At 33.1% G+C, this 25,063-nt stretch carries 25 protein-coding genes; 17 read left to right on the top strand and 8 right to left on the bottom strand.

Annotated features, from left to right (window positions below; all coding sequences use genetic code 11):
• Window positions 1–30 precede the first annotated feature (30 nt).
• From BTO05_RS06500 to BTO05_RS06480, 5 genes are all read left to right on the top strand, one after another.
• Window positions 31–813 carry a DUF3667 domain-containing protein gene (locus BTO05_RS06500; RefSeq protein WP_087491878.1) on the top strand — a complete coding sequence of 261 codons (783 nt, stop codon included), beginning with the start codon at window positions 31–33 and terminating at the stop codon, window positions 811–813.
• A gap of 64 nt (window positions 814–877) precedes the next feature.
• Window positions 878–2,392, top strand: a complete 1,515-nt coding sequence (locus BTO05_RS06495) for a serine hydrolase (RefSeq protein ID WP_087491877.1) — start codon at window positions 878–880, stop codon at window positions 2,390–2,392.
• Window positions 2,389–3,141, top strand: coding sequence for an enoyl-CoA hydratase/isomerase family protein (locus BTO05_RS06490; RefSeq protein WP_087491876.1), 753 nt, complete (start codon window positions 2,389–2,391; stop codon window positions 3,139–3,141). Before BTO05_RS06495 ends, BTO05_RS06490 begins: the two co-directional genes overlap by 4 nt.
• The gene (locus BTO05_RS06485; protein ID WP_087491875.1) at window positions 3,141–3,479 is read left to right on the top strand and encodes a n-acetylglutamate synthase; all 339 of its coding nucleotides are present in this window, start codon (window positions 3,141–3,143) and stop codon (window positions 3,477–3,479) included. Before BTO05_RS06490 ends, BTO05_RS06485 begins: the two co-directional genes overlap by 1 nt.
• 1 nt (window position 3,480) lies before the next feature.
• The gene (locus BTO05_RS06480) at window positions 3,481–4,077 is read left to right on the top strand and encodes a transferase hexapeptide repeat family protein (protein ID WP_087491874.1); all 597 of its coding nucleotides are present in this window, start codon (window positions 3,481–3,483) and stop codon (window positions 4,075–4,077) included.
• Window positions 4,078–4,080: 3 nt separating this feature from the next.
• On the opposite strand, the gene BTO05_RS06475 is transcribed toward BTO05_RS06480, so the two are convergent.
• Window positions 4,081–4,554: an Lrp/AsnC family transcriptional regulator gene (locus BTO05_RS06475; protein WP_087491873.1), complete on the bottom strand. Its 474-nt coding sequence runs from the start codon at window positions 4,552–4,554 to the stop codon at window positions 4,081–4,083.
• 192 nt (window positions 4,555–4,746) lie between these two features.
• On the opposite strand from BTO05_RS06475, the gene BTO05_RS06470 reads away from it, so the two are divergent.
• From BTO05_RS06470 to BTO05_RS06455, 4 genes are read left to right on the top strand one after another with little or no spacing between them, the layout of a single operon-like run.
• A complete protein-coding gene (locus tag BTO05_RS06470; RefSeq protein ID WP_087493302.1) occupies window positions 4,747–6,033 on the top strand; it encodes a dihydrolipoamide acetyltransferase family protein in 1,287 nt (428 codons plus the stop codon).
• Window positions 6,034–6,036: 3 nt separating this feature from the next.
• Window positions 6,037–7,104 carry a branched-chain amino acid aminotransferase gene (locus BTO05_RS06465; RefSeq protein WP_087491872.1) on the top strand — a complete coding sequence of 356 codons (1,068 nt, stop codon included), beginning with the start codon at window positions 6,037–6,039 and terminating at the stop codon, window positions 7,102–7,104.
• The gene (locus BTO05_RS06460; protein WP_087491871.1) at window positions 7,105–9,153 is read left to right on the top strand and encodes a thiamine pyrophosphate-dependent enzyme; all 2,049 of its coding nucleotides are present in this window, start codon (window positions 7,105–7,107) and stop codon (window positions 9,151–9,153) included.
• Window positions 9,154–9,209: 56 nt separating this feature from the next.
• Complete coding sequence (locus BTO05_RS06455) at window positions 9,210–10,271, top strand: bestrophin family protein (RefSeq protein ID WP_232459791.1); 1,062 nt, start codon at window positions 9,210–9,212, stop codon at window positions 10,269–10,271.
• A 5-nt stretch (window positions 10,272–10,276) separates the two neighbouring features.
• Here BTO05_RS06455 and BTO05_RS06450 read toward each other — a convergent pair whose 3' ends face one another.
• The 4 genes from BTO05_RS06450 to BTO05_RS14110 all read right to left on the bottom strand — a co-directional run bounded on the left by BTO05_RS06450 (window position 10,277) and on the right by BTO05_RS14110 (window position 14,802).
• On the bottom strand, window positions 10,277–11,926 hold the full coding sequence (locus tag BTO05_RS06450) for a SulP family inorganic anion transporter (protein ID WP_087491870.1): 1,650 nt from the start codon (window positions 11,924–11,926) through the stop codon (window positions 10,277–10,279).
• A gap of 114 nt (window positions 11,927–12,040) precedes the next feature.
• Window positions 12,041–12,610: a DUF4136 domain-containing protein gene (locus tag BTO05_RS06445; RefSeq protein WP_087491869.1), complete on the bottom strand. Its 570-nt coding sequence runs from the start codon at window positions 12,608–12,610 to the stop codon at window positions 12,041–12,043.
• Between the two features lie 12 nt (window positions 12,611–12,622).
• Complete coding sequence (locus BTO05_RS06440; protein ID WP_087491868.1) at window positions 12,623–14,641, bottom strand: urocanate hydratase; 2,019 nt, start codon at window positions 14,639–14,641, stop codon at window positions 12,623–12,625.
• The gene (locus BTO05_RS14110) at window positions 14,641–14,802 is read right to left on the bottom strand and encodes a DUF5522 domain-containing protein (protein ID WP_198295263.1); all 162 of its coding nucleotides are present in this window, start codon (window positions 14,800–14,802) and stop codon (window positions 14,641–14,643) included. Before BTO05_RS14110 ends, BTO05_RS06440 begins: the two co-directional genes overlap by 1 nt.
• Window positions 14,803–14,851: 49 nt before the next feature.
• Here BTO05_RS14110 and BTO05_RS06435 point away from each other — a divergent pair, with 49 nt between their 5' ends.
• The 4 genes from BTO05_RS06435 to hemL are packed head-to-tail and all read left to right on the top strand — an operon-like array spanning window position 14,852 to window position 18,189.
• Window positions 14,852–15,175 carry a hypothetical protein gene (locus tag BTO05_RS06435; RefSeq protein ID WP_087491867.1) on the top strand — a complete coding sequence of 108 codons (324 nt, stop codon included), beginning with the start codon at window positions 14,852–14,854 and terminating at the stop codon, window positions 15,173–15,175.
• A gap of 7 nt (window positions 15,176–15,182) precedes the next feature.
• On the top strand, window positions 15,183–16,082 hold the full coding sequence (locus tag BTO05_RS06430) for a 1-aminocyclopropane-1-carboxylate deaminase/D-cysteine desulfhydrase (protein WP_087491866.1): 900 nt from the start codon (window positions 15,183–15,185) through the stop codon (window positions 16,080–16,082).
• Window positions 16,083–16,895, top strand: a complete 813-nt coding sequence (locus tag BTO05_RS06425) for a glucosaminidase domain-containing protein (protein WP_087491865.1) — start codon at window positions 16,083–16,085, stop codon at window positions 16,893–16,895.
• Window positions 16,896–16,899: 4 nt separating this feature from the next.
• Window positions 16,900–18,189: a glutamate-1-semialdehyde 2,1-aminomutase gene (gene hemL, locus BTO05_RS06420; RefSeq protein ID WP_087491864.1), complete on the top strand. Its 1,290-nt coding sequence runs from the start codon at window positions 16,900–16,902 to the stop codon at window positions 18,187–18,189.
• 43 nt (window positions 18,190–18,232) lie between these two features.
• On the opposite strand, the gene BTO05_RS06415 is transcribed toward hemL, so the two are convergent.
• The 3 genes from BTO05_RS06415 to BTO05_RS06405 form a co-directional block, all read right to left on the bottom strand.
• Window positions 18,233–18,673, bottom strand: coding sequence for a hypothetical protein (locus tag BTO05_RS06415; RefSeq protein ID WP_087491863.1), 441 nt, complete (start codon window positions 18,671–18,673; stop codon window positions 18,233–18,235).
• Window positions 18,674–18,837: 164 nt separating this feature from the next.
• Window positions 18,838–20,058 (bottom strand): hypothetical protein, encoded by a 1,221-nt coding sequence (locus BTO05_RS06410; protein ID WP_087491862.1) that lies wholly within the window; start codon window positions 20,056–20,058, stop codon window positions 18,838–18,840.
• 14 nt (window positions 20,059–20,072) lie between these two features.
• Window positions 20,073–21,569 carry a hypothetical protein gene (locus tag BTO05_RS06405; protein WP_087491861.1) on the bottom strand — a complete coding sequence of 499 codons (1,497 nt, stop codon included), beginning with the start codon at window positions 21,567–21,569 and terminating at the stop codon, window positions 20,073–20,075.
• A 151-nt stretch (window positions 21,570–21,720) separates the two neighbouring features.
• Here BTO05_RS06405 and yiaA point away from each other — a divergent pair, with 151 nt between their 5' ends.
• From yiaA to BTO05_RS06380, 4 genes are all read left to right on the top strand, one after another.
• Window positions 21,721–22,209 carry an inner membrane protein YiaA gene (gene yiaA / locus BTO05_RS06400; RefSeq protein ID WP_087491860.1) on the top strand — a complete coding sequence of 163 codons (489 nt, stop codon included), beginning with the start codon at window positions 21,721–21,723 and terminating at the stop codon, window positions 22,207–22,209.
• 369 nt (window positions 22,210–22,578) lie between these two features.
• The gene (locus BTO05_RS06390) at window positions 22,579–23,307 is read left to right on the top strand and encodes a ceramidase domain-containing protein (RefSeq protein ID WP_087491858.1); all 729 of its coding nucleotides are present in this window, start codon (window positions 22,579–22,581) and stop codon (window positions 23,305–23,307) included.
• A 42-nt stretch (window positions 23,308–23,349) separates the two neighbouring features.
• Window positions 23,350–24,228: an alpha/beta hydrolase gene (locus BTO05_RS06385; RefSeq protein WP_087491857.1), complete on the top strand. Its 879-nt coding sequence runs from the start codon at window positions 23,350–23,352 to the stop codon at window positions 24,226–24,228.
• Window positions 24,229–24,262: 34 nt separating this feature from the next.
• On the top strand, window positions 24,263–25,006 hold the full coding sequence (locus BTO05_RS06380; RefSeq protein WP_087491856.1) for an alpha/beta hydrolase: 744 nt from the start codon (window positions 24,263–24,265) through the stop codon (window positions 25,004–25,006).
• Window positions 25,007–25,063 lie beyond the last annotated feature (57 nt).

Here is a 25,063-nt window from a genome sequence, read left to right as displayed (position 1 = left end):
AATGAATACTTCTAAGTGAACTAAATTTGAATGATGAATTGTAAAAATTGTGGAAATTCAGTAACTGAGAATTTTTGCTCAAAGTGTGGTCAGAGAAAATCGGTTAGTGCTATTAGTTTTAGAACGCTAAAGGATGAATTTCAAAATAACATCTTTCAAATTAATAGAGGTTTTTTATTTACAATAAAAGAGCTTTTTGTTAGGCCTGGACATGCAATTAGAGATTTTATAGACGGAAAAAGAAAACCCTTTTATAAGCCTTTATCATTCCTACTTGTTACTACAACTATTTACATATTTGTTTCTTACTTATTGAATGTTGATTCGTTTCTTGCTGAAATTTTAAACAATGTTAAGGAGGGTTTTGATAATGCTAATCAAGAAAAAGCTAAATTTAAGCTAACAGATAGTGGAATTTTTGACTGGTTAAAAACCAATCAAACCTATTTGGTGTTTCTATTTGTGCCAATCTATTCATTGGCATCTTACATAGCATTCTTTAAAACAAAATACAATTTCTATGAGCATATAGTTCTGCAGTTATATATTACAGGGCAACAGTTTACAATGATAATGCTGTTCACTTGTACTTTCTTTTTTAATCAGGAAATATTAACGATAGCTATTTTGGTAAGTAGCATTGGATACAGCTTATTGACATATTGGCAATTTTTTAAAGGAAAGAGATTTGTAAATATTTTTTTGAGATACATCTTAATTCAGATTTTATTCTACATACTTTATTTTATTATTTCTTTTGCTGCAATACTAATAGGTGCAATAATTTCAAAGTTAATAGGCTTTAATTTTTGAAATTTTAGGGATATCTTAGACCAATATTATAGTAATCCAAAAGACTATCTTTTTATACACTATCATGAAAAACACATTATATTTTCTATTCTTAATTCTACTGGTTTTAAGTTGTAATCAAAAAAAGAATCAGAAAACGGAAACTACTCCGACTAATTTGACTTTTGAAAAACTAACAGAATTAGTTGATTCTTATTCAGAGGATATTCTTAAAAAAGGGAATTCTAATTCATTTGCAGTAGCTATTTATAAGGATGGCGAGATGTATCAAAATTATTATGGTACAATTGATAAAGATGGCAATAATAAACCTAATGATAGTTCACTTTACGAAATAGCATCTATCACTAAAACCTTCACAGGCTCTTTAGTGGCAAAAGCTGTTTTGACTGGTGAAATTGGTTTGGACGATGATATCCGAAAGTATTTAGATGGTGATTATTCAAACCTAGAATTTGAAGGACATCCAATTACGATTCAGCATCTATTAACCCATAGCATGGGTTTAAAAAATAAACTTACAAAAGGTTTTGAAGCTATCAGATATAAGGTAACACATGGGACATACGATTTTAAAACAGATTTTTACACCATAGATGATTTATTATTGGAACTCAAAGAGGTTGAGGTTAATAAAAAACCAGGAACAGTATATGCATATAATTCGCTTGGGCCAGAGTTGCTAGCATACATTTTAGAAAAAGTAAATAAGAAACCTTTTAAAGAGCAGATGAATGTATTTTTCAAGGAACTTGGAATGAATGACACTTATCTTGACGAATCTCAAAAATACAAGGACCGAATAATAAATGGGTATAAAGGGAATATATTGTCGCCTATAGATTTTGACCCGGTTTATGGCGCAGCAGGTGGTGCGATTTCAACACTGCCAGATTTAGCTATATACATGCAATATCTCGTAGATAATAAAAATGAACCTTGGATTAAGGAATCATCACGTTTGCTTTTTGAAGATAAAGAAGAAGATGAGCAGGTTGGTTACCTTTGGCAAAATATGGGTTTTGCTGAAAAAGAAGGCTATTATTATTCTAAAACAGGAACATCTAATAGAGTACAAAGCGGTGTTTTAATTTGTCCAGATTCTGATTATGGAATTATTGTAATGGTTAATAACACATCAGATGCCGGATTAAATGATTGGGTAAAATTATTCTTCAGAGACATTGAACCAATGGTGATCACATATCCTAAGCTTAATTTAACATCAATATTCAGAATAGATTTTAACGAAAACCCTACGAAAGCCTATCAGAACTTCAGAGCCAGTAAAAGAGATACTGTAACCTATGATTTTGCATTGAACGATTTAAATAATTTTGGTTACGATTTATTGAACGAGAAGCAAAACCAAAAAGCGCTAGAAGTATTCAAGTTTTTAACGGAAGAATTTCATGAAAATGCTAATTTATTCGATAGCTTGGGTGAAGCTTATTTTGTGTCCGAAGATTATAATAATGCGCTTATTAATTTTAAAAAAGCACTGGAGTTAAATCCAGATATGAAAACTTCAAAAGACTACATCAAAAAAATTGAAGATATAATTTCACAGAAATCATGACAGAACCATACGTAAAACAAATTATAGAAAACGAAGTAGGCTATATTGAATTCTTTCATCCTGCTCATAATTCGTTACCAGGAGATATCTTGGCTAAATTGGCTAATACCATTACTGAAGCCGGACAAAATGATGCTATTAAAGTCATTGTCTTAAAAAGTGGTGGTGATCGCACATTTTGTGCAGGAGCTAGTTTTAAAGAACTAATTAATATTAATGATGCGGCGACAGGTAAAGTTTTCTTTTCAGGATTTGCCAATGTCATAAATGCAATGCGAAAATGTCCAAAGTTTATCATTGGTCGTATTCAAGGTAAAACTGTTGGAGGTGGAGTAGGTCTTGCCGCTTCGACCGACTATTGTATGGGAACAAAGTTTGCAGCAATTAAGTTAAGCGAGCTTAATATAGGGATTGGGCCATTTGTTGTAGGACCTGCAATTGAGCGTAAGATGGGATTAAGCGCTATGTCACAAATTGCTATTGATGCAAATTCGTTTTATCCTGCAGAATGGGCAAAGCAAAAAGGCTTATTTACGCATGTTTATGACAGTACTGAGGAATTGGACGAAGCTGTAAAAGTAACCGCCGAGCATTTATGTACTTACAATACGGAGGCTATGCTAGAAATGAAAAAAGTATTCTGGAAAGGGACTGAAGATTGGGACGAACTTTTAGCAGAACGTGCTCAAACAAGTGGTAGATTAGTTTTGTCTGATTTTACAAAGGAAAAATTAAAGGGATTTAGATAATGTTTTTCTATAACAATAAGAAGTTTAAAGCCATAAAGAATACTGTTAATGGTGAAACTTCAGAAGATACCATATTTCTCTATAAACAAAAAGGAAATATACTAACATCTAAATACTCTGGTGGTAAAATTGTTGAAGGGCATCTTATTGGACTAGTTTCATCAAGTGGAGAAATAGATATGCGATACCATCAGATTAATATCGAAGGAGTCCTAATGACAGGCACGTGTAAATCTATTCCGGAAATATTAGAGAATGGTAAAATTAGATTGCATGAAGAATGGCAATGGACTTCTGGTGATAAAAGCAAAGGTAAGTCGATAATAGAAGAATTATAAAATGATATACGAATTCCAAGGTTTTATTCCGGTTGTTCACGAAAGTAGTTTTGTGCATCCTTTAGCAGCAGTCACGGGCAATGTGATTATTGGTAAAAATTGTTATATAGGTCCTGGTGCAGCTATTCGTGGAGATTGGGGACAAATCATTTTAGAAGACGGTGTGAACGTGCAAGAGAATTGCACGGTACACATGTTTCCTGGAAAGTCAATCGTTTTAAAAGAAAGTGCTCATGTTGGACATGGAGCCATTATTCATGGTGCTAATTTGGGTAGAAATTGTCTGATAGGTATGAACTCTGTAATTATGGATGATGCCGAAATTGGAGATGAAAGTATTGTGGGTGCAATGGCATTTGTTAAAGCAGAAACTAAAATTCCAGAGCGTAGCTTAGTAGTTGGAAACCCCGCTAAAATAATTAAACAAGTCAGTGATGAAATGATTGCTTGGAAAACCAAAGGAACGGAACTCTATCAACAATTACCAGAAGACTGTCACCAGTCATTAAAAGAAGCGGAGCCACTTAGAAAGGTTCCGGAGAATACGAAAGTTCAGGATGACATCTACAAAACACTTCGTGAAACTTTTAAGAAGTAATAATTAAATCCTACTCAAATCCAACTCGTTAGTTTCTTTTCCTGTAGATAAGGTAATCAAACTCTGTACATTTCCCAAGTAAGGAAGTAACGTCAATTTAGAGATGATAAACGTTTCATAGGCTTCAATATCTTCAACAACTAGTTTTAGTAGATAGTCAAAATTCCCACTTACACGATGACACTCTACTATCTCAGGAAAATCATTGATTTCTTTTACAAATTTTTCAAGGTAACTTCTGGTATGACCTTGCAAAGTAATTCCTATGAAAACTGTAAGCTTTAAGCCTATTTTTTTATTATCCAGAACGGCTACATATTTTTTAATATAACCTTCTTTTTCTAGCTTTTTAATACGTTCAAAGACTGGTGACGTTGTCATGCCTAATTGCTCTGAAATACGCTTAGTTGTTTGATTACTATCCTTTTGGAGTATCTCTAGTATTTGTGTGTCTATTTCATCAAGTGTATAGCCCATAAGAAAATTATCTGTTTAAAGTCTATGTAAAACAAATATAAAAGAATAAAAAACTTATTAATTTGTAAAATAAAGATAAATATTCTTTTTAATTCTAATTTAGAAGTTATTAACAATTGTAAAATAGGATATTGCCTATCTTTGTTTCTTAATAATTTTAATAAGACAGAATTGGAGAATTTTGAATTTAAAATGCCTAAGCTAGGCGAGAGTATTACTGAAGCTGCGATTATTACTTGGTTTAAAAATGTTGGTGATAGAATTGAAGAGGATGAAATGCTACTCGAGGTAGCAACCGATAAAGTAGATTCGGAGGTGCCATCTAATGTTTCTGGAGTAATCGAAGAGATTTTATACGAAGCCAATAAGGTTATAAAAATTGGAGAGACTATTGCTATAATTAAAGTTGATGGGACTTCTTCTTCAAAACCTAAGGCAAAAGAATCTAATAGTCCTAATAAAAAAGTTGAAAAGAAAAAGTCGATAAAAAAATTAAAGCCAATTCAACAGGTTTCAAGCCCAACTTCAAATTCATTTTCTGTTTCTAACGACAACACGTTTTTTTCACCACTTATCATTTCAATTGCTAAAGAGCAACATATTAGTTTTGAAGAACTAGCCCGTATTCCAGCTACAGGCAATGAAGGTCGATTAAGAAAGAGTGATTTATTTCAATATATAGAAGACGGAAGACCATACAAATTTGTACAGCCTGTCGCTCAACAAGACCCAACAGCATATCGTATTCCACAATTAAGTTTCGATAAAGGTAAAGGCAAAATTGTAGAGATGGACCGCATGCGTAAAATGATTGCGGACCATATGGTGTATTCTAAACATACATCACCACATGTTACAGCTTACGTTGAAGCCGATTTAACAAACATGGTTAATTGGAGAAATGCTAATAAAGTTGCTTTTCAAGAAAAGTATGGAGAGCGTTTAACATTTACACCATTATTTGTTGAAGCAGTTACTAAAGCGGTCAAAGATTTTCCAAATATTAATGCTTCGGTTGACGGAGATAATATCATTATTAAAGAAGATATAAATATAGGTATGGCTACGGCATTGCCAAGTGGAAATCTAATTGTCCCTGTTGTAAAAAATGCAGATACTAAAAATCTAAAGCAACTTGCGGAAAATGTCAATGAATTGGCAAATAAAGCAAGAGAAAATAAACTAGTTGGAGATGATATTAAGGGCAGCACCTTTACGATTTCTAATGTGGGAACTTTTGGAAGTGTCATGGGAACACCTATTATCAATCAACCTGAAGTAGCAATTTTAGCTCTAGGAATCATAAAGAAACGCCCAGAAGTTATTGAAACTGAAAGCGGAGACGAAATAGCTATCCGAAGTATGATGTACTTATCATTATCATTTGATCATCGTGTGGTTGATGGTTTTTTAGGAGGAAGTTTCGTGCGCCGAGTCGCTGATTATTTTGAACAATTTGATACAAACAGAAAAATCTAAGTCATGTCTTACACTATAAATATTACCCAAGCAGAAAAATCTAATCTTAGTGAACTAGATTTTAATAATATTCCATTAGGAACCACTTTTACTGATCATATGTTTATCTGTGATTACGAAAATGGAGAATGGACAAATCCGAGAATTGTCCCAATAGGATTAATTCCCACACATCCTGCGGCCATGGCTTTACATTATGGGCAAGCTATTTTTGAAGGGATGAAAGCTTATAAAGACACAGATGGTAATCCAATGTTATTTAGGCCAGAGCAAAATGCTAAGCGTTTAAATTTAAGTGCAGACCGAATGGGTATGCCAAATGTTCCTGAAGAATTGTTTGTTCAAGGACTTACAGAGTTGGTGAGTTTAGAGCACAATTGGATTCCTCCACAACAAGGAAGTGCCTTGTATTTAAGACCATTTATGTATGCAGATGAACCTTTTATTGGTATGCGAGCAGCAACACATTATAAGTTTATAATTATGGCTTCACCGGCAGGACCATTTTTTAGCAAACGCATAAAGTTATGGGCAGAAAAGCAATTTATTAGAGCTGCCTCAGGCGGAACAGGTGAAGCAAAAGCAGCAGGTAATTATGCAGCCGCAATACGACCAACAGAATTAGCCAAAGCTAAAGGTTATGATCAAGTATTATGGTTAGATGCTCATGAGCATAAGTATATACAAGAAGTTGGTACTATGAATATCTTCTTCAAGATTAATGGCGAGTTTTTTACACCAGAATTAGATGGTTCTGTTTTACATGGTATTACAAGAGCAAGTGTCATAGATATGCTTAAAGCTATGAATTATAAGGTTACTGAGCGAAAAATTGCTATTGACGAAATTAAAGAAGCATCAACAGACGGCACTTTAGAAGAAGCTTTTGGTACTGGTACAGCTGTAGGTATAGCATATATTCAAGAGATTGGATTAGAAGGTGAAACTATTCATGTTTCAGATGAAAGTCCTGTTGGATTAGAAGTTAATGATACATTAAATGCAATCAAAACAGGACAACTAGAGGATAAATTTGGATGGATGTTGAAAACAAATAAGGAACTTGCATAGATGAAGAAAGCTATCTTAGAAAAAGGATTTTTAAAGCTGTGCACAGCGAAAGCTATGGCAGAATTATATGAAGCTAATTTTAAACAAGTTTCAAAATATGTGCACGCCACATCACGAGGTCATGAAGCTATTCAAATTGCATTGGGCCTTCAATTACTACCTCAAGATTATGCATTTCCGTACTACAGAGATGATGCTATGTTACTGTCATTTGGGTTAGAACCTTATGACTTAATGTTACAGTTATTGGCAAAAAAGGAAGATCCTTTCTCTGGTGGAAGAACGTATTATTCTCATCCAAGTATAAAAGATGATGACAAGCCAAAAATACCTCACCAATCCTCTGCTACTGGCATGCAAGCCATTCCTGCGACTGGTGTTGCTATGGGAATGCAGTATAAAGAATTGCAAGGTTTAAATGATTCATTTATTGAAAATCCTATTTCGGTATGTTCTCTTGGTGATGCTTCTGTGACTGAAGGAGAAATAGCAGAAGCTTTTCAGATGGCAGCTTTAAAGCAAATGCCAATATTATATTTAGTACAAGATAATGGCTGGGATATTTCTGCTAATGCTGAGGAAACTAGAGCACAAAACGCAGCCGAATATGCAGCTGGATTCCATGGTTTAGAAGCGATTTCTATTGACGGAGCTAACTTTATTGAAAGTTATGAGACTTTAGAAAAAGTGATAAAAACGATTCGTGAAGAACGTCGTCCTTTTCTAGTGCATGCAAAAGTTCCGTTGTTAAATCATCATACATCTGGTGTGCGTATGGAATGGTATCGCGATGATTTAGATGAAGCTAGAAGTCGTGACCCATATCCAGTAATTAAACAACAATTATCAGATGCTGGTTTTTCAGAAAAAGAGATTAACGATATAGAAAATTCAGCAAAAGCGAAAGTCGAAAATGATTTTAAAAAAGCATTAAAAGCTGAAGATCCAAAACCAGAGGATTTATTTACTCATGATTTTGTACCAACTCCAATAACAGAAGAAAAAGGTGTACGTGAACCAGAAGGCGCAGATAAAGTAGTAATGGTAGATTGTGCATTATTTGCTGTAGAGGAATTAATGCGAGAGTATAAAGAATGTTTGGTTTACGGACAAGATGTCGGAGGTCGTTTGGGCGGTGTGTTTAGAGAAGCGGCAACATTAGCACAAAAATTTGGAGATGACCGTGTGTTTAATACGCCAATACAAGAAGCTTTTATTGTCGGAAGTACAGTTGGGATGTCTGCTGTTGGTTTAAAACCAATTGTTGAGGTTCAGTTTGCAGATTATATTTGGCCAGGATTAAATCAGTTATTTACTGAAGTGAGTCGAAGTTGTTATTTGTCAAATGGAAAATGGCCAGTGAGTATGATTCTTAGAGTGCCAATTGGGGCATACGGAAGTGGTGGACCTTACCATTCGTCCTCTGTCGAAAGTATTATTACTAACATAAGAGGAATTAAAATTGCTTATCCGAGCAATGGTGCTGATTTAAAAGGCTTAATGAAAGCGGCTTATCATGACCCAAATCCTGTAGTCATTTTAGAACATAAAGGATTGTATTGGTCTAAAGTTCCTGGAACTCTGACGGCAACTTCAAAAGAGCCTGCAGAAGACTACGTATTGCCTTTTGGAAAAGCTTGGGTTTTACAAGAAATATGGAGACAAGAAAATGTCGAAACCCTAACCATTGTGACATACGGAATGGGTGTACATTGGGCATATAATGCTTCTGGTGAATTAGATATGCGCGACCAAATTGAAATCATTGATTTAAGAACATTGTATCCATTAGATGAAGAAACCATAATGAAGTCTGTTAAGAAAACAGGAAAATGTTTAGTGGTTACGGAAGAGCCTTCTAATAATAGTTTTGCAAGAGCATTAGCTGGTAAGATTCAAGAAGAATGTTTCAAATATTTGGACGCACCTGTAATGACGATTGGTAGTGAGAATATGCCGGCAATTCCACTGAATTCTACTTTAGAGCAAACAATGATTCCATCAACTGAAAAAGTGAAGGCTAAAATTGAAGCACTTTTGGATTATTAATTGGATTAGGTTGAATTAAGAATTTCTGTATCTTAGTTTCAACTAAACTCAATTGAATGCTTACCAAAAAACGATACTCAGTCAAAGACATGGTGCTTTGGACTAGAGGTGAAACACTTATTTACCTTCTTTATACAGGTATTATTACTGTTCTCTATAAAGTATTTGGCTTTACTTTTTTGAATGTGCCCTGGACACCAGTGGCGTTAATTGGTACTGCTGTTGCATTTCTGGTAGGTTTTCAAAATAATTCTGCATATGGTCGTATTTGGGAAGCACGAAAAATTTGGGGTGCTATAGTTAATACATCTCGAACTTGGGGGATGAAGATTCAGGATATGGTAAGCAATGAGTATTCTGATGATCCTGCTACTAATGAAGAATTACAAAGACATAAAAAGGTTCTTATATATCGTCATATTGCATGGATGACAGCTTTAAGGTACGCTATGCGAACTCGTAAATCATGGGAGACACAGCACAAAGCAAAAACTAATAGAGAATGGAGTAATATGATTCATATTCCTGAAGAAGTGTCTACTTTAGATGATAACCTCATGATGTATTTATCGGATGAAGAAAGAGATTATGTCTTGTCTAAAAACAATAAACAAACAGCATTGTTATACCTCCAGTCTAAGCATATTAGAGAATTAAAAGAGAAAGGTTTAATATGGGAGTTTTCATTTTTAGAACTTGAAAATGTTTTAGAATCTCTCTTTACACATCAAGGGAAATCTGAAAGGATTAAAAATTTTCCTTATCCAAGACAATATGCAAGTTTAGGATTATACTTGACAAGAGTATTTACAATTCTAATACCATTTGGTCTAATACCAGAGTTTGCAGAGATAGGCGAGACTATGGTTGGTGATTTTTTTCTAGTCGGTAAATATTTTATTTGGATAGCTATACCGTTTTGTGCAATAGTATCTTGGGCATTTCATACCATGGAAAGACTAGCTAGAACAGGAGAAAATCCATTTGAAGGTGGACCAAATGATGTGCCTATTTCAACAATTTCTCGCGGAATTGAAATAGATTTACGACAAATGCTAGATGAAAATCCAGATAACATACCTAGTCAATTTCCAGAGGAAAAAAATGTTCAAATGTAAGCTGATTAATCTAATTTATATTCAGATAGTGCTTTTGTAAACTTTTCAGGATTTGCGGCTAAATGATAACGTGGATCATCAATATCGTCAACAATGACTTCCTCAAATTTAGGACTACCTTTTCTTAGAAGAATTTTACAATCTTCACTTAAATGCTTTAGTTTAATAGTTTTTCCTTCAGCTTCATATTTTTCAACTAAATTGAAAATCGCTTCCAAAGCAGAATGGTCACTTACTCGAGATTCTACAAAGTCGATTTCAACGTTCAGAGGGTCATTCTTTACATCAAACTTCGAGTTAAAATTCTGAATAGAACCAAAGAATAATGGTCCCCAAATTTCGTAAGTTTTTGTGCCATCAGCTTGCATGCGCTTGCGAGCTCTAATCATTGTAGCATTTTTCCAGGCAAATACTAATGCCGAAATAATAACACCAGCTATTACAGCAACTGCTAAATCTTTCCACACTGTTATTCCTGATACAGCTACTAAAACAATAGCATCAGATAATGGTATTTTTCTTATAATTCGGAAGCTTGACCAAGCAAATGTTCCGATAACGACCATAAACATCACTCCGACTAATGCTGCGATAGGAATTTGTTCAATCAATGGTGCACCAAATAATACAAAGCATAACAACGCGATTGCTGCAACTGCTCCTGATAAACGACCGCGTCCACCAGAATCCACGTTGATAATAGATTGACCAATCATAGCACATCCGCCCATTCCACCAAAGAGTCCATTTAATATATTTGCCCCACCTTGAGCGATACATTCACGATTTCCATTTCCACGAGTTTCGGTCATTTCATCAATAAGATTTAATGTCATTAATGATTCTATAAGTCCGATGGCAGCTAAAATAAATGCTGTTGGTAATATTGTGGTTAGAAAATTACCTTCAAGCGTTCCAAAGAATCCAAATATTTGGTCTTGGAATGTTGGTAAGCCACCTTGTAAACCATCACCGCCACCATCTCTAATAAATGAACCAACAGTACTCACATCTAGCTGTCCAAAAATTGTTATAGCAGCAACAACTATGATTGCCAATAATGCAGCTGGTACTTTTTTTGTGAGTTTAGGCAAACCGTACATAATACCCATGGTTAAGGCTATTAACCCTAGCATTGTATATAATGCTGTACCGGTCATAAATACTTTTTCACCATCAACAGTTTCTTTAAAAAGACCTAATTGCGATAAGAAAATTACAATTGCCAAACCGTTTACAAATCCCATCATTACCGGGTGTGGAATCAATCTCACAAACTTTCCGAGTTTAAAAACGCCTGCTAAAATTTGAATACCTCCAACGAACAAAAGTGTAATAAAAAGCCATTGTAGTCCTAAGTTATCTATTGGTGTATCTAGCGCTAACCCAACATCATTTCCTTTTTTAATCAAATGGACCATAACTACCGCCATAGCTCCAGTTGCCCCAGATATCATACCTGGCCGTCCACCAAAAAGCGCTGTAACTAAACCCATCATAAATGCTCCATATAGACCAACTAATGGGTCAACACCAGCAACAAATGCAAAAGCAACAGCTTCAGGAACTAATGCTAATGCAACAGTTAATCCTGAAAGGATGTCATTTTTAGGGTTTTGTGTAAAGTTTTTTCGTGTTACTTGGCCTAATATCATAATACTCTATCTTAAAAGTGCGCAAAGATAAACTTTTATAAGAGATGGAAATTTTTAGCGCAAAAAAAGAGCATTCAATTATTGAATGCTCTTTTTATGTAAAAACAGGACTTGTTATTTTGTTTCAACTGCTGGTGGATAAGCAGTCATCATTTCTGTGACAAATTCTTTTATTCGGGCTTCTTTTTTCTCAGCATTTTTAGTAACTAAATAACCTGTTCCAGAGCCTTGCCAAATTAATTGTTTTTTGCTTGCGTCTATGAAGTCTACAAATAGTATACCCTCTGTTCTTGTTGAAACTTGTTGGTTGTTAAAACCAGCTCCCCAACCAGGACCCCAGCCCCATCTGTTAAAGCCACCCCAGCCCCATCCGTTAAGTCCCCATGCGTTATTGTAAATGTCCACACGTTGGTTCGATTTTGTAAAAATACTTACAAGCATATCTGGATTACTGGATTTTGTCATTCCTTTAGCCATAAGTTCGGCTTCAATAGCTTTTAAAATTCTACGTTTGTCTAGGTCACTAATCTCAGCTTTATCTATACCTGGTTTAAAAAATGCAAAAGTTTTATATTCTTTAAATTCGGTTTCTTTGTCGTAGTCTGAGGCAACACGGACAGAGCTACATGAGCTCATAATAATAGCTAAAAGTAATACCGGTAAAAATTTAATTGTCTTTTTCATAATCTGAGTAGTTTATTTAAGTTCGAGTCTGTTTAAAAGTTCGTTGTCAACTTTGTTAGGTATAGTTACTTTCAAGTTTGGTTCAATTTCCATAGCTCGCTTTATTGTAAATATTGCGCCTTCATTTCTCGCCCAACTCCTTCTTGATATACCGTTGTTTACATCCCAAAACAACATCTGTTTCAGACGTTTAGATGCTTCTATACTACCATCAAGAACCATACCAAAACCTCCATTAATAACTTCTCCCCAGCCAACACCACCACCATTGTGTATACTAACCCAAGTCGCGCCTCTAAAACTATCGCCAATTACATTATGTATAGCCATGTCAGCAGTAAACCTTGAGCCATCGTAGATATTACTTGTCTCTCGATAAGGAGAATCTGTACCAGAAACATCATGATGGTCGCGACCTAAAATTACATAACCAATGTCGCCATTCTCAATAGCTTTGTTGAAAGCTTCGGCAATTTTCATTCGGCCTTCAGCGTCAGCATAAAGAATTCTTGCTTGAGAACCAACCACTAATTTGTTTTCTTGAGCGCCTTTAATCCATTGAATATTATCAGCCATTTGCTGTTGAATTTCCTCAGGAGCATCCTTCATCATATTTTCAAGAACCTGACAAGCAATCTCGTCTGTCTTTTTTAAATCTTCTGGTTTTCCAGATGCGCAAACCCAGCGGAAAGGTCCAAAACCATAATCAAAACACATTGGACCCATAATGTCTTGTACATAACTAGGGTATTTAAATTCTCGTCCTAAAGTAGGGTTATCATTCATAATATCTGCTCCCGCACGAGAAGCTTCAAGTAGAAATGCATTTCCGTAATCAAAGAAATAGGTGCCTTTTTTGGTGTGCTTATTTATAGCATCAGCATGACGACACAAAGTTTCTTGAACTTTTGTTTTGAATAATTCAGGATTGTTTGCCATCATCTCATTAGACTCATCAAAAGATAAATCTGCTGGATAATAACCACCAGCCCAAGGATTATGAAGTGAAGTCTGGTCACTACCTAAATCTATATGAATATTAGCTTCATCAAATTTTTCCCAAACATCGACTATGTTACCTAGATAGGCTATTGATATAGTTTCTTTATCAGCCTTTGCTTTTTCAACGCGAGAAACTAATTTGTCTAAATCTGTTATTTTTTCATCAATCCAACCTTGGTCGAGTCTTACTTGCGTGATTTTTGGATTTACTTCTGCGCAAACTGTAATACAGCCAGCTATGTTTCCTGCTTTGGGTTGTGCGCCAGACATACCTCCTAATCCTGAAGTTACAAATAGATTACCTTTTGGTGATTTTCCTATTTTTCTAAAACCATTTAACACTGTAATTGTTGTTCCATGTACGATACCTTGTGGACCAATGTACATATAGCTTCCAGCAGTCATTTGTCCGTATTGAGTAACGCCAAGCGCATTAAATTTTTCCCAATCGTCAGGTTTTGAGTAATTAGGAATCATCATACCGTTAGTTACTACAACTCTTGGTGCTTCTTTATGACTAGGAAATAATCCCATTGGATGGCCAGAATATATAACAAGTGTTTGCTCATCATTCATTTCGGCCAAATATTTCATTGTTAAACGGTATTGCGCCCAGTTACTAAAAACACCACCATTTCCGCCATAGGTAATCAATTCATGAGGATGTTGAGCTACAGCATAATCTAGGTTGTTTTGAATCATCAACATAATAGCAGCAGCCTGTTTGGATTTTGCAGGGTATTCATCAATAGGTCGTGCATACATTTTGTAATCTGGTCTGTAGCGATACATATATATACGACCATAAATTTCAAGCTCGGTTTTAAACTCTTTTATTAAAATATTGTGATGCTTTTTGTCAAAATATCGTAATGCATTTTGTAGAGCAAGTTTCTTTTCTTCAATAGATAAAATATCTTTTCTAAAAGGTGCATGATTTATAGATGCGTCATAAAGTTTAGCAGCTGGTAACTGCTTTGGTATACCTTCTAATATTTGTTCTTTGAATGCTGTAAGCGTTGTTTGCATTACTTTTTTTTTAGCGTTTCTTTATTGAATCCATATGGGCAGTGTCTACATCCGCTTTCACAACAATAACCCCGTTTTAAATGATATTGTTCAGTGAAACAGCGATAACCCTCAGAAGTTAAATAGTAGTCGCCATCTTCGATTGGAACATATTTTTTCATAGATAACAAAGATAACTTATTTTGGATTGATTTTTGAATATTAATAACCGTGATAATAGTTTCAAAATATTTAGTACCGAAAGATTATTTAGGCTTGACAATATTTCCTTTTGTTTTTTTAAAAGAAAAAGATATGAGATTAAATGAGGCTTTAATAAATCATGAGAAAATTCACTTAAGACAACAGTTAGAATTATTGGTTCTTCCATTTTATGTATTGTATGTTGCTGAATTTTTAATAAGATATATGAGATTGAAAGATTGGAAAATGGCTTATAGGTCAATTTCTTTTGAAAGGGAAGCTTACTTAAATGAATCTGATTTGAAGTTTCTAAAAAAGCGCCCATTTTGGAATTTTATACATTATTTTTGAAGTTGTAATGCAGTCAGATACACAACAAATTCATATCGAAAATCACAAGAATATTCAGCTTTTCATAAAGCGTGAAGATTTACTACATCCATTTATTTCTGGCAATAAATACCGAAAATTAAAATATAATCTCCTTGAGTCTAATCAGCTTAATAAAACTACAATTCTAACATTTGGAGGTGCTTTTTCTAACCATATAGCGGCTACAGCTTATGCTGGCAAAATAAAAGATTTAAAAACTATAGGGGTTATCAGGGGAGATGAGTTAGAGTCAAAGATAGATTTGAACCCAACATTGAGTTTTGCTAAAGACAATGGAATGCAATTCTATTTTGTTTCTAGAGAGGTTTATCGAGAAAAGAATTCTGAATCATTTCAAAATAATTTAAGAAAACGTTTTGGTGATTTTTATTTAATTCCAGAAGGCGGAACCAATAAACTTGCAGTAAAAGGATGTGAAGAAATACTAACGACCGATGATTCAGAGTATGATTATATATGTTCGTGCGTTGGAACTGGTGGTACAATTTCTGGACTGATAAATTCATCTTCAGAAAATCAAAAAATATTGGGTTTTCCAGCGTTAAAAGGTGATTTTTTAAGTGAAGAAATTAGTAAATTTGCAAATAATAAAAATTGGCAACTAATTGCGGATTATCATTTTGGTGGTTATGCCAAAATAAACTCCGAATTAGTAACGTTTATAAATGATTTCAAGTCTAGATATAACATTCCATTAGATCCTATTTACACCGGAAAAATGATGTTTGGCTTATTTGATATGATTTTGGCAGGAAAGTTTGAACCTGATTCAAAAATTTTAGCTATCCATTCTGGAGGGCTTCAAGGTATATTGGGCATTAACGAAAGGTTGAAAGCTAAATCTATGCCCTTAATAAATGTATAAATGAACTTAAGATTTTTCATAATATTAGTGGTGTTATCTTTAATGGCTTGTGGCCCAAGAAAAGGAGTGGTCACAAAAAAGAAAAAGTCTACAACAAAAACTGAAAAAGTTGTTAAGAAAGAAGTTTCTGAAACACAGTCAACTAAAACACCTTCAAACCCTGTTGTGGTAATACCACGAAAAAGAACATCTGTTGATACTTACATAGATACATATGCAAATATTGCGATGGCAGAAATGCGTATATCTAAAATTCCATCGAGCATCACTTTAGCGCAAGGTATATTAGAGTCTGGTTCAGGAAATGGACGTTTGGCAAAAGAAGCTAATAATCATTTTGGTATAAAATGTCACGGTTGGAAAGGTGCGAAAATTTATCACGATGATGACGAAGATCAAGAGTGTTTCAGAAAATATAAAGCTGCTGAAACATCTTATAAAGACCACTCTGAGTTTTTAACTGGTCGTGGACGTTATGCAAAATTATTTCAACTAAAGCCTGATGATTATAAAGGTTGGGCAAGAGGCTTAAGAGCTGCAGGTTATGCAACAGATAGAAAATATCCACAAAAATTAATTAGCCTTATTGAGCGCTATGAGCTTTATAAATATGATGAGCAAGTTCTAGGGAAAAAGCGTTCAAAAAAGAAAAAAAATAAAGAAGTTGTAACTCAAAAATTACACACAGTCGTCAAAGGCGATACATTATATTCTTTAAGCCGAACTTACGGCATATCTGTTGACACGATTAAACAAAAAAATAAACTAACATCTAATAATTTGTCTATTGGACAAGTTTTGAAAATTCAATAATATTATGTTATATCAAAGAAGTAGTGCTCTTTTTAAAGATGCACAGGAAGTAATTCCAGGTGGTGTAAATTCACCAGTTCGTGCTTTTAAAGGTGTTGGTGGAACACCAATTTTTGCAAAATCTGCAAAAGGTGCTTATGTGTATGACGAAGATGGAAATCGATATATCGATTATATTAATTCTTGGGGCCCAATGTTACTGGGCCACGCTTTTGAACCTGTCGTTGAAGCTGTAAAATCTAAAGCAGAATCTGGAACATCATTTGGGATGCCAACGGCAATTGAGACTGAAATTGCAGAATTAGCAGTTTCTATGGTGCCAAATATTGACAAAATTCGTTTTGTTAATTCAGGTACTGAAGCATGTATGTCTGCTATTCGTTTGGCGAGAGGATTTACAGGAAAGGATAAGATTATAAAATTTTCAGGTTGTTATCATGGTCATAGTGATGCGTTTTTGATTGCAGCAGGAAGCGGCGGTGCTACTTTTGGAACACCAAACAGTCCAGGAGTTACTCAAGGAACAGCAAAAGACACTTTACTTGCAGATTATAATAATCTTCTTAATGTAGAAGAGTTAATCGAAGCTAATCCAAACGAGATTGCAGCTATTATCTTAGAACCTGTTGCTGGTAATATGGGTTGTATCCCACCAAAAGAAGGGTTCTTGGAAGGTTTGCGAGATTTATGTAATGCGAATAATATCCTACTAGTCTTTGATGAAGTTATGACTGGTTTTAGGCTTGCAAAAGGTGCTGCTCAGGAGTTGTATAATGTTGATGCAGATATTGTTTGTTATGGAAAAGTAATTGGTGGCGGTTTACCAGTAGGTGCATTTGCCGCTAGGAACGAAATTATGGACTTTTTAGCTCCAGTTGGACCAGTTTATCAAGCCGGAACTTTAAGTGGAAACCCATTAGCTATGGCTGCGGGTTTAGCTATGCTAAAATCAATAAATGAAGACGAAAACTTATTTATACGTTTGGCTGAAAAAACCGAATATTTACACAAAGGTATGGCTAAAGTTTTAACCGAAAATAATATTGACCATACAATCAATCGTGTAGGCTCAATGATATCTGTTCATTTTGATAAAGATTCTGTTTATGATTTTGTAACAGCAGCTAAAGGAAATAATGATAGATTTAAATCTTTTTTTCATAGCATGCTAAATCAAGGTATATACATTGCGCCTAGCTCATTTGAGACTTGGTTTATTACAGATGCTTTGTCGTACAAAGATTTAGATGAGACCATAACTGCAGTCAGAAATTTTGCAAAAGCGATAAAATAAAAAAGAGCCCTAATCGCGCTCTTTTTATTAGGAGATCCAATGTTTATTTTCTTCTTTTTCCTTTTCCTCTTCTGTTTTTCATTTTGCGCTCCATCATCTGAGAATATTTAGCATACTGCTCAGCATTTAAAATGGTTTTCATTTCAGCTTTTAATGTAATTTGTGCATCTAAATGTTCTGATTTCATTTTTGTACGTTGCTCAGGAGTCAATTTCTTATCAGACTTTCTTACAGCATCTTTACGTTCTTTCATTATTTCGTAATGACCCAATAAAGCATTTTCTACTTTAGTTTGTTGTTGTTTAGTCAAATCTAATTGCAATGTCATTTGTTTGCTTTCGATTTCTGCTTGTGCTTTAGGTGATGCTTTGCCTTTTTTATACATACGCTTCTCGACAGCGTTGCTCATCTTTTCTTTGTTGATTTTCTGCGCAAACCCAGTAAAAGTGAAAAGGGATAATGCAATAACTACTAATTTTTTCATGTTTTAAATTTTATTGTTTTTTAATCGATTTTGTATCGAAACTTCTCGAGAAATCTCTTTTTAAATATTTAAGTTCACTATTAAGACTTTAAAAAATCTAAAGCGTTTAAAATTACTATTTTTTTTAACACAAGATTTAACACTTAACAATTTTAACTCCTAGGTTATTTATGAATAGGGACGCTAAAATTCATGCCTGCTTGTATGTCTGGCGAATTGTTTACGGAAAAATCTTGTTTTATATAAAGTGCTAATTTATAGTTTCTGCGTCCATAGGTATAAATAATTGACCAATTAGATAAAGGAACATATAAGCGACTAACACCATTGTGCCAGCCAGCATTTATAGCAGCAAAATCTCCTAATAATCTGTAATACTCTGTTTCTTCTTGTTTGTTGTATCTAGATTGAATTTGATAATTCAATCCAAATGCGTGGTAGTTACCTTTTTGAGTGTACTTAGTAAATTCCACATCGGCTTCCAGAGTTGCCAAAAACTTATTATTACCTAAATCAATAACTTCATCAAAATCAATAAGATTTTTTCTTAGCAAGCTTGCTCCTGTAGCAATATCTAATTCATTTTTATTTGCAAATTTAAATTGTTTCAGTGCGTTTGCTGAGATTCCAATATCTAGTGAAGGATTAAATTTTGATGTATTGATACCTAAATGACTTCCAAAGTTAAAGTGTAAGTTTTTTGTTTTATTGAATTCAAAAGTCGGGTAGTAGTAGTGGTGGTTTATTTCTAATCCACCAATAATAAAATCATTATTATCTAATTGCAGCGTATTTCCGTTTCTGTCAGTATAGCTAAAATTTACCTGGTTAAGGCCATAAAAACGTCTGCCAAATGGGTCTTCGCCACCAGCGATATTACTATGAAACCATTCGATAGTTTCGTCGCTTGTAAAAAATGAAAATGGATAACTACCGTCTGTAATTAAGTATGATCTTAAATTTACGTTTAGTTCGTGTTTTTTCGCAATTGGCAATGTTATGCTGGCTCTAAACTCTTTAATTACTGCATCAATTACAATATTGTAGTATTCTGCTGGAGTTGTTTCTTGATCTATAAAATCAAAGCGTCTTTGAAACCATATTACCTGACTCAAAGCTTCTCTTACTTGTGGGTCAGATGGTAAATGTGTTTCCACAAAAGGCTGAAAGTTATTTCCGCTGGCATAATTAAATGAGAGTGTTGTTTTGTCTATAGGCCTTTTTTTGAAATTTTGTTGAATCCTTGAGCTAAATATTCCAAAATGATGAGTGGTTTGCATATTGGGATTGTCAATTCCGTTTTTTATGGAAAGGCTATCATTTTGTTGTGCAAAGACTTGTAGTGTAAATAGAAATACTAAAGCTTTAAATATCACTTTTTTCATGAAACGAAAATAGATTATTTTTTGATAAGTTCTAGAGTGCTTTCGTATAAGGGTTTATTTTTAGTTTTGCTTTTTAACCAGGCATAAAAACTCATTACGAAAATGTCTTCTTCCCTTTTAGTTTTCCATTCAAATGAAGCTTCGACCTTATCAATAAATTTTTTTGAGGTGGATATAGTTGGATTTTTATAATAAGATTCAGCAAAGTCTAAAAAAATAAGAATGCGGGATTGGTCAATACTTTTTAGGTATTTACTGTATTGCCGTCTAAAGCTATTTAATCGCGATTCGAATAAGTCGTCTTCCTGCAATTCTATAAATAATAGAATTTCGGCAATATTCTTTTTTATAACCCAATCAATCCCTGCTTTTTTAATATACCAATTATCGGTGTGATAAAATTTTGAAAGTACTGTTTTAGCTAGTTTTAAATCATTATGCTGAAAGTAAAACATGACTAGACTTAAACGAAGGTCCAGAAGTGCTTCAATATCATTATGTTTTTTTTGTAAAGCCTGATTTGTAATAGAAATAGCCTCCTTGAAGCCATTATTGTAATTAAGGTTTAGTGCCTTTATTAGAGTAGATTTTAGAATAAAATCTTTGTAGTATTTACGTTTTTTTTGAAGCATTAGTTGCTCCATTTCCTCAATGTATTTTATAGAGTATTCAAATTTTTTATTTCTAAATAGCGTATTTGCAATGATGTAGACAATCTGTATTTGATAATACAATTGTTTGTCTGTCTCTTTTTTGTTTTTTAGAATCTTATAGCTTTTTAAAACAAAATCCTCAATTTCATAATATTTTGAAGTAGCAATGGCAGATATATTTGCAACAGCTAAAATTTGATATAATGATTTAAAAGAAAGCGATTCGTCTATTTTTATATCAGAACCTTCTAAAGTTTCTTTTAATAAAGCTTCAAAATTTACAGTAGTCTTTTCGTAACCGACGGCTTTTATTGCCGATTTTAATTTTGAATAAATAATATTTAATTGATCCTCAAGCTTATGTTTTTTATGATTGTCTTCTTGTTTTTTTATTAATGTTTTTAAGTCTGCTTTTGGGTAATCTGCCGCATACTGAATTTTGGTATGGTAAATTTCATTTAGGATAGGGAATAGTGAGTTTTCATCCGCTAACTTTTCAGCTTTGTCCAATAACTTATAAGCAGTTGGGAAGTTTTTTTGAAGCAAAAAAGTACGAGAAGCTAAAATGTATTTAATGATTTGGATATCAATTGAATTTTCATCTTCAAGATTTTTGTTTGCTGTGAAGTCTATTAAACTATCAAAAAGGCGATTGCGTAATCCATGATAAGCGTTTTTATTGTCTGAACCGTAAAGTTTAGTGACTATATTTTTTTTATCATAATCATCATCAGCTAAAAGCTTAAATAACTGAATATTTTTGGTGTCGTTTCGTTTATTTTTTTTCGATAGATAATCGATAAAAGCTTTATGTTCTTTTGTGTCTAAAGTTCTTATTATAGATTCTATATCTATCATTTAATCGTAAGTAAAAAATTAAAATTACCAATAAATATAATTATTATTTATAATAAATATGGCAATATATCATAAGTTTTAATTAAAATAAGATTTTAATTTTTGTTTTTAAGATTCAATATTTGCCCTGTAATCATTAAAACAAAAAATTATGAATTATCAGACTACAGTTTCTTTAAAAGAAGACGATAAATCAACTTCAAAAAAGAAAGAAAAAAAGGTGTACAACCAAAAGCCAACACCGTCTTTTATTGGAGCATCTTGGACAGTACTTGTTATTGGAGTGGTATCATATTGTATCGGTTTATGGAATGCAGATATGATGCTCAATGAAAAAGGTTATTATTTTACAATTTTACTCTTTGGATTGTTCTCAGTTATATCTGTCCAGAAAGCTGTTCGAGATAAGTTAGAAGACATACAAGTTACAGATATGTATTATGGTATAAGTTGGTTTACATCAGTTGCATCAATTGTTCTTCTTGTAATTGGCTTATGGAATGCAGATTTAGAATTGAGTGAAAAGGGTTTTTACGGTATGTCTTTTACTTTGAGTCTCTTTTCGGCAATTGCAGTACAGAAGAATACTAGAGATGTAGTTTATATAGATAAAGAAATTGAAACTAATAACGAACTATAGTTAGTTTTAATGATTGGTAGTTAGCAACCTGAAACCTCGCAATATTTTGATTGAGTATTGCGAGGTTTAAAAACTTAATCCTATGAAAATTAAAAACCCTGATAAGCTAATATTTTTTGTAGCCCTTTTTACAGTGATATATATTGGTTTAATATTTTTGAATGGGACATATTTAAAAATTGAAAATATAGTTCTAGGTGTAATACAACAGCTGACAACTTTACCTACAATATTGTTGCAATTTGCTCTTTTGTTATTTGCGACATTTCGATTTGTCAAAGGTGGCTTTAAGATAATAAGCTATTCTTTTTTTACGTCATTTCTATTAATCACAAGCCTTACTTTGATTGTTTTAAGTTTTGTGCTGATATGAGTTTAAAAAGTAAAATAGGTTATTTTCTAATCTTTTTAAGTGGAGCTGTTTTTTGTGTGGCTTTATTAAAAATTGGTGCTATTAATCAGGAGCAAGGCTATCATGAATTTGTAGATAAAAGTATGATTTTAGGTGTTCCAAACTTTTGGAATGTTATATCTAATTTACCTTTTTTAATAGTGGGTTTAATAGGTATAGTATATTTCAAAAAATTTTTCAAAAGACATTTTCAATATCTTCTTTTTTTTATTGGTATTTTACTAGTGTCTTTTGGTTCGGGTTACTATCATATGTTTCCAAGTGACCAAACACTAGTTTTGGATAGGTTACCTATGACAATGGTATTTATGGCTTTATTGTCAATATTGATTACTGATTTCTTTAATGAAAAGATTGGAAAAACCCTTTTATTACCATTATTAATTTCTGGTGTTTTTTCTATCATCTGGTGGTTGTTTTTTGATGATTTACGACTATACGTATTTGTTCAGTTTTATCCAGTAATAGTAATGCTGATTGTGATTCTATCATTTAAAACTAAGTATAATTCTATATCTGGTTATTGGTTACTTTTAGTAGCATACATATTTGCTAAAATTTCAGAGCATTATGACTATATTCTTTTTGAATATATCGGCTTTAGTGGTCATGCTTTAAAGCACATTATTTCTGCTCTAGGCGTTTATTTACTTTTGCGATATTTTCAAAAACGGATTAGTGTTTGATTTGATATTTACTATATTGTTAAATAATCGGTTAAAGTATATATGCAATATTGGGTTTCAACATTAATTACAGTTTTAATTATTTATGTAGCTATAAGTATTGCATTGTATTACATACAAGATTATGTGCTATTCAAACCCGAAAAACTATCTAAGGATTTTCAATTTGATTATGAAAATCAAGAAACTAAAGAGTATAACTTAGAGACAAGAGATGGAGCCACAATCAATGGCCTACGTTTTTTTCCTAAAGGAGAAAGTAAAGGCGTAGTTATTTATCTAAAGGGTAATTCAAAGAGTATAAAAGGTTGGGGGAAATTCGCTGTAGATTTTACAAGGCATGGTTATAATGTGCTTATGGTAGATTATCGAGGCTTTGGTAAAAGCACAGGAAAACGTTCTCAAAAAGCCATTAAACGAGATTTGCAATTGGTTTATAATAAAGTCAAAGAGCTCACAACAGAAGACAGAATTATACTCTACGGACGCTCCTTAGGTTCTGGTTTTGCTACCAAGTTAGCATCGATGAACAATCCAAAAAAACTCATCTTAGATGCACCATATTACAGTTTGACAAAAGTTACTGGGCGATATATGCCTTTTATGCCTTTATCTATTTTATTAAAATATCCTTTGCCGACATACAAGTGGTTAAAATATGTACAGTGCCCAATTCATATCATACATGGGACAAATGATAAATTGATTCCTTATAAATCTAGTGTGAAATTATCTAAGATTAACCCTAAGTTAACTAAGTTACATACCGTAATTGGAGGAGGTCATAAGGATTTAAATAATTTTGAATCGTATCATAAAATGTTAGATGATATTCTTAATTCCGAACCTAAAACTATAGATTTAAAAACCACAAGTATTAACGTTATTCATAGTGCAAAAAAGACTAAAAAGAAGGCTTAAAAGAACGTTATTCGTTCTTGTAGCTGTATACCTTATGATTGGAGCTTCATTACATTTTTTTCAAGAAAAGATATTGTTTCTACCAACTAAACTTGAACAAGATTATACCTTTCAATTTAATTATCCTTTTGAAGAATTATTTCTAAAAACCGATAAAAACGCTGTTATCAATGCGATTCATTTTAAAGTTGAAAAACCCAAAGGTGTTATTTTGTATTTTCATGGTAATGCAGGAGATTTAAGTCGTTGGGGAAAAATAGCTGAATACTTCGTGGCTATGAATTATGATGTCCTAATTATGGATTATAGAACTTATGGGAAGAGTAAAGGAAATTTAAGTGAGCAAGGGTTTTATAAGGATGCACAGTTTTGCTATGATTTTTTACTGAAGCAATATGCTGAAGATGAAATTACAATTTATGGACGCTCTCTTGGTACAGGAATAGCATCTTATATAACCTCAAAGAATAATCCTAGACAGCTTGTATTAGAAACACCGTACTACAGTATTTTAGATGTTGCAAAAAGTAGATTTCCTATTTTTCCTGTAAAGCATTTACTAAAGTATAAGTTTCCATCTTTTCAATATTTACCAAAAACTAATTGTTCTATTACGATACTTCATGGAACTGAAGATAATTTGGTGCCATATTCATCCGGTAAGAAGTTAGACGGATTAGGGTTGAAAAATATTAATTTTATTACTATCGAAGGCGGAAGTCATAATGACCTTATCGAATTTGAAGCGTATCACAAAGCAATTAAGAATGTTCTATAAATCAAAAAGGCTTCAAAATTAATTTGAAGCCTTTTTTAAAAATTTATAAATCTTTTA

Origin of the sequence: Winogradskyella sp. PC-19 (assembly GCF_002163855.1) — a bacterium.
In the GTDB taxonomy this organism is placed as follows: domain Bacteria; phylum Bacteroidota; class Bacteroidia; order Flavobacteriales; family Flavobacteriaceae; genus Winogradskyella.
The sequence above is the reverse complement of the archived record's forward strand: the minus strand, read 5'-3'. Positions and strand labels throughout refer to the sequence as shown.